General features: G+C 65.0%; 1 protein-coding gene. It reads left to right on the forward strand.

The features are described 5' to 3' along the window. Window positions 1–391: sigma-70 factor domain-containing protein (locus tag EOA29_RS40800; RefSeq protein WP_281061170.1), on the forward strand; the 391-nt coding region annotated here is incomplete at both ends.

The raw sequence follows: 391 nt of genomic DNA on the forward strand, positions 1-391 counted from the left end.
CCGGCACCGCCGTCGCCACCACGACCACCAAGAAGGAGCCGACCGATCGCACCGACGATCCGGTCCGCATGTATCTGCGCGAGATGGGCTCGGTCGAGCTTCTGTCGCGCGAGGGCGAAATCGCCATTGCCAAGCGCATCGAGGCCGGCCGCGAGACGATGATCGCGGGGCTCTGCGAAAGCCCGCTGACCTTCCAGGCCATCATCATCTGGCGCGATGAGCTCAACGAATCGAAGATCCTGCTGCGTGAGATCATCGACCTCGAAGCCACCTATGCCGGACCCGAAGCCAAGCAGGCGCCAGTGGTCGAGCGAATCGAGGAAGCCCCCAAGGCGGACGAAAAGCCGCGTGGCCGCTCCGCCGCTCGCGACGAGGAAGACGACATCACCAA

The sequence above is a fragment of the Mesorhizobium sp. M1E.F.Ca.ET.063.01.1.1 genome, assembly GCF_003998155.1.
In the GTDB taxonomy this organism is placed as follows: domain Bacteria; phylum Pseudomonadota; class Alphaproteobacteria; order Rhizobiales; family Rhizobiaceae; genus Mesorhizobium.